At 58.1% G+C, this 4861-nt stretch carries 6 protein-coding genes; 4 read left to right on the top strand and 2 right to left on the bottom strand.

The window, feature by feature from the left end:
- The 4 genes from WA354_RS17710 to WA354_RS17695 form a co-directional block, all read left to right on the top strand.
- A partial coding sequence (locus tag WA354_RS17710; RefSeq protein ID WP_472814347.1) for a YebC/PmpR family DNA-binding transcriptional regulator occupies positions 1-483 on the top strand: 483 nt, incomplete at its 5' end.
- Between the two features lie 93 nt (positions 484-576).
- On the top strand, positions 577-1284 hold the full coding sequence (locus WA354_RS17705) for an acyloxyacyl hydrolase (protein ID WP_472814346.1): 708 nt from the start codon (positions 577-579) through the stop codon (positions 1282-1284).
- Between the two features lie 52 nt (positions 1285-1336).
- On the top strand, positions 1337-2287 hold the full coding sequence (ftcD, locus tag WA354_RS17700) for a glutamate formimidoyltransferase (RefSeq protein ID WP_472814345.1): 951 nt from the start codon (positions 1337-1339) through the stop codon (positions 2285-2287).
- A 98-nt stretch (positions 2288-2385) separates the two neighbouring features.
- Positions 2386-3339 carry a hypothetical protein gene (locus tag WA354_RS17695; protein ID WP_472814344.1) on the top strand — a complete coding sequence of 318 codons (954 nt, stop codon included), beginning with the start codon at positions 2386-2388 and terminating at the stop codon, positions 3337-3339.
- A 101-nt stretch (positions 3340-3440) separates the two neighbouring features.
- Here WA354_RS17695 and WA354_RS17690 read toward each other — a convergent pair whose 3' ends face one another.
- Together WA354_RS17690 and lpxD are read right to left on the bottom strand one after the other, a co-directional pair.
- Positions 3441-3812 (bottom strand): hypothetical protein, encoded by a 372-nt coding sequence (locus WA354_RS17690; protein ID WP_472814343.1) that lies wholly within the window; start codon positions 3810-3812, stop codon positions 3441-3443.
- Positions 3809-4861 (bottom strand): UDP-3-O-(3-hydroxymyristoyl)glucosamine N-acyltransferase (gene lpxD / locus WA354_RS17685; RefSeq protein WP_472814342.1); only part of this gene is annotated, 1053 nt, incomplete at its 5' end. The genes WA354_RS17690 and lpxD, both read right to left, overlap by 4 nt.

Below are 4861 nucleotides of genomic sequence, written 5' to 3'. Positions count from 1 at the left end.
TACGGCCCCGGCGGCGTGGCAATCGTAGTGGAAACGCTGACCGACAATCGCAACCGTACCGTTAGCGAAATTCGCCACGCCTTCTCAAAAAATGGCGGCAACCTTGGCTCGACAGGCTCGGTTCTGCACATGTTCTCGAAGAAGGGCGTGATCGACATTGAGAAGGCGAACGCCACCGAAGAGAAGTTGATGGACATCGTTCTGGAACACGGCGGCGAAGACCTCCGCGATGAAGGCGAAGTCTGGGAGATCGTGACCGATCCTCACTCCTTTGAAGGCGTGCTCAGCGGCGTGAAGGCCGCAAATATAGCCGTTGCCTCCAGCGAAGTGACGATGGTGGCTTCAACGTATACCAAGCTTGAAGGACCAGCGGCAGCTCAAATGATCCGATTGCTCGAAGCGCTTGAAGATTTCGACGACACCCAGAATGTGTATTCGAATTTCGATATGGACGCCGAACAGATGGAGCAGGTCGCTGGATAAGTTCAAACAGGCTGGCAAACCGAAGGCCGCCTGAAGATGGCGGCCTTTTTCATGGATTCGATAATTTCAAAAAATGAGGAAAAGGGAAGAACGTTGACCCCAACTGCGAAGTTTTTAGTGTTCACATTGCTTGCCGCGGGAGCGGTAGCAGCATCGGCCCAGACCACGCAATCCACAGAGAATTCGCCTGTAGCCCAGGTTCGCACCAACAAGAGTTGGGAATTCGGACCTTTTGCAAACTACGGCAACGGCATCGGCGGCGACCGCTCAAATTACCATTTCTTTTTCCTTGGTCTTGAAGCTGGAAAAGTCTTGACGCCACCCCTCCACGCCGGAATTTTGAGCGGTCAGTTCCAATATGCAGTCAACGTTATACCCTTCTGGCAGGCGTACACACCTCCACCCCATATTCAGACTTTCGTCTACCAGGGTGTGACGTATGAGCAGCCGGTCGGAGGAGGAACCTATACGGGCGCCAGCATTACACCGGCGATCTTCCGATGGAACTTTCTCAATCATTCGCAACACTGGCAGCCGTGGTTTCAGGCCGCGGGCGGGCTTATCTACACCACGCACAAGTTTCCACCGGATGTGCTCGTGCCGCCTGGAACGCCCGGTGGTACATCGGTTTGGAATTTCTCGCCGCAGGGCGGAATCGGAATCCACTACTTCACGCGCGAGAAGCGATCGATTGATCTCGGAGTGAACGCCGTCCACATTTCGTCGGCATCGCTGGGGGATCGCAACCCGGGCGTGAATGCCAGCCTGCAGTTTCAAGTGGGATACACATTCTGGAAATAGATGGGCAGCAGTGCGTGAGTCGCCACGGATGCGCGCAGCTTGAAGGATAAAGATGAAAGATGCTCTCGTCGAGTGCGTTCCGAATTTTTCTGAGGGCAGGGACGCCCGACGTGTCGAAGCTATTGTGGCTGCCATGCGCGTTGAAGGTGTGCGCCTGCTCGACTGGTCGAAGGACGCGGATCATAACCGCTCCGTGGTCACCATTGCCGGCGAGCCGGGTGCGGTGCTCGAGTCCGCTGTGCGCGGCGTAGGCAAAGCCGTCGAACTCATCGACCTGACCACCCAGGAGGGTTTGCATCCACGCATTGGCGCGGCAGACGTGGTTCCGTTCGTGCCCGTCTCAGGCATCAAGCTGGAACAATGCGTCATGCTGGCGCGGCAGGCAGGCCTCGAAATCTGGCGTCGCTTCGGCTTGCCCGTTTATTTCTACGAGTCTGCCGCCTCGCGTCCTGATCGCGCCAACCTTGACGACGTGCGTCGCGGGCAATTTGAAGGCCTGCGCGACGCCGTGCGCAAAGAGGCCTCTCGCCGGCCCGATCTCGGCGGTCCCGGTTTACACCCCACTGCCGGTGCGTGCGCTGTAGGAGCACGCAAGTTCCTCGTTGCCTACAATGTCTATTTCGATTCCGCTGACGTTGCCGTGGTGAGAGCGATCGCCCGCGAAGTGCGGGCCGTTTTCGTCGGCCTCCACGGTGTGAAAGCCTTTGGAGTGCTCGCGCATGGCCGCGCGCAACTCTCCATGAACATTACCGATTTCACTGCGACGCCGGTGTCCCAGGTTTACAGCACGGTTTCTCGGCTGGCCCTGAAACACAAAACGGCGCCCGTTGAAGGCGAGGTCGTCGGACTCATTCCCGAGGCTGCCTGCGAGCGGGAAAGCGAGTGGATGCGTCAGTTAAGTGAGTTCGATGACCAGACCAAGATCCTGGAACGTCGCCTTGAGGCGCCCCTGGCGTGGCCTGGCGAAGGTAACAGTACCAATACCAATCTGGCCAACGTCTAAAACGGTACCGAGGTAAACTAGAGATGCAGGATGTGAAGGTTTTCCTGCTTCCCACAACGTACAAGACGGTAAGCCATGGGGCTTCCCGGAGGACAAGAGTGCTTAAGTTATTTACCAGAATTTCCGTTCCCGTTTTGCTTCTCACGATCGCAGGCGCAGCGCAGGGAGCGCAGCTTTCCGGCGATGCCCGTGCTGCAATTCCACATGAAGTGCAGCAGCTGGTCGTGATCGATTACCGCGCCATGCAGAATTCAAACACCGCCATGGAACTGCGCGATCGCGTCATGCCGCCCGATTTAAAGCAATTTGACGATGCTCTCCGCAAATCAGGCCTGAACGACAACCACGACGTGGATGATCTCGCGTTTGCGCTCTTCCGCACCGGTACATCGAGCGACGAGTTGCAGACCGTGGGCATCGCGCAAGGCCAGTTTGATGTGCAGGGCATCATGGCCAACTTTAAAAAGCAAAAGGTGCAGCCCAAATTGGTCCGCACCAATCGCGTGTATCCGCTGGCCCACACCGGTATGGTGCTGTGCTTCGTCGATCCGTCGACATTTGTCTTCGGCAGCATTGAGGCAGTGAGAGCTGCCCTTGATGTACGCGACGGGTATGCGCCGGGAATGCTCACCAATACCCCCATCATGGAAGCGATGCAGTCCGTCGACTCCGCGCCGCTGTGGAGCGTGCTGGACAAGACCGGAACGCAGACCATGATGAAACAGGTCCTCGGAGAAGCGGGGTCGGTTGCGGACTACGAGTCGGTGCGCAAGCGTCTCGAGTCATCCTGGTACGGCATGGACTTCCAGCATGGCGTCAAATTCAATCTGACGATTGCCACTGGCGACTCATTCGCCGCAGCCACGATATCATCCCTGCTATCCGCCGCGGTGATCTACAAGAAGATGAGCGGCGACGAAAGTGAGAAGGCAGCCCTCGCCGCGACCGATATCAGTTCAAATTCGGGTCAGCTCAGCGTTCATTTCGCCACCTCTGACAGCGACTTCAACAGCCTGCTGAAGTCGTCGCTGTTCCAAAGCATGGTCCACTGATCGCCGCAAGCCAAATCGGAAATGCAGCCAGATGACGGGAGCTTCGGCTCCCGTTCTTCTTTGTCCGCCATCTTCAAATTCATCCAGATGAACTGACGCGCTCAGTGCTGCGGATTCAACGCAGGATGAAACTCGGCCTTTCCATTGGGCAGCAGAACAACATCAATGCTGCCTTCCTGCTGCTCGAGGAGTGTCGGCCCCGTGATCTGGACAGCGCGGCCATGCTCGGCGGTGTATTGCACACTGATCGGGCCGCTGCCCCGTGTCTGAATGCGATGATGGAATACTCCATCCGCCGCCAGCGTGTCCGCTCCAAAGCTCGCGCTCGGGTAGTCGACCTCAAGCAGCGTAATGGTGCCGCCGGTGTGATTTTCGATTGTCGCTTCGATGTGATGTGAGTGGCATCCGCTGATCGAGTTCACAGAAAGCAAACCAAGTGCAGCAGCCGCAACCACTGGCAATATCTTTTTCATCCCTTGTCCCCGCTGGCATCCGAAGCCTCATCTGCCATTGCCGTCACGCGCTTCTCCAGCCGGTCCAGCCGCTTCAACAACTCCGGCAATCTCTGAAAGATCGTCACCGCACGCAGCCAGATCCGATTATCAAATCCCGGCGATCCTGAGATCATCTTGCCCGGCGGCACATCGTGGCTCACCGCTGACTGCGCGGTCAGAATCACCCCATCCCCGACGTTGCAATGACCCGCAATCCCCACCTGTCCGGCGAGAATCACATTGTTGCCGATGATCGATGACCCCGCGAGGCCAGTCTGTGCGCAGACCAGCGTGTCGGTGCCGACGCGAGATCCGTGGCCGATCTGGACGAGATTGTCGATCTTGCTGCCATCGCCGATCTCCGTTGCGCCGACGGTTGCACGATCGACGCAGGCGTTGGCCTGGATGTCGACGCGATCGCCGATTCGTACCGGCCCCGATTGTGGAATCTTCTCCCACTGCCCGAGTTCGTTTTTCGAGAACCCAAAACCGTCCGCACCGACAATCGCCCCGTTTTCCAGAGTGACATTGTCTCCCAATACGCAGTCCTCTCGAACCACGGCGTGCGCGTGAGCAAAAAACCGGCTCCCCGTTTTCACCCCCGGATAGAGCACCACATGCGGCAAAAGAGTCGCGTGCGCACCGAGCTTCACGTGAGGACCGATCACGACATAAGCCCCGATATGCGCACCCTCGCCGATCTGGGCGGTCGGGTGAATCACTGCCGTGTCATGAACTCCGGCGGGGTAGGCCGGCGGCTGGTAGAACAGGGCCAGCGTCCGCGAAAAGGCATGGTAGGGATTCTTGATCCGAAGCGTCGCAGCCTCAATCTCGGGAAACTCCGGCTCCACCAGTACCGCCGCTGCACGCGTCTTCCGCGCCAGTGAGGCGTATTTGGGATTGGCGACAAAGGTGATCTCCGACGGCCCCGCCTCCTCAATCCCTTTCACCCCGGTGACTTCGACTTCCGCGTTTCCGCGCAGCTCGGCGCCCAGCCGACTTGCAATCTCGCCAAGTTTCATCGAGGA

The sequence above is a fragment of the Occallatibacter sp. genome, from assembly GCF_049802275.1.
Taxonomy (GTDB): domain Bacteria; phylum Acidobacteriota; class Terriglobia; order Terriglobales; family Acidobacteriaceae; genus Telmatobacter.
This window is presented reverse-complemented; position numbering and strand designations above follow the sequence as displayed.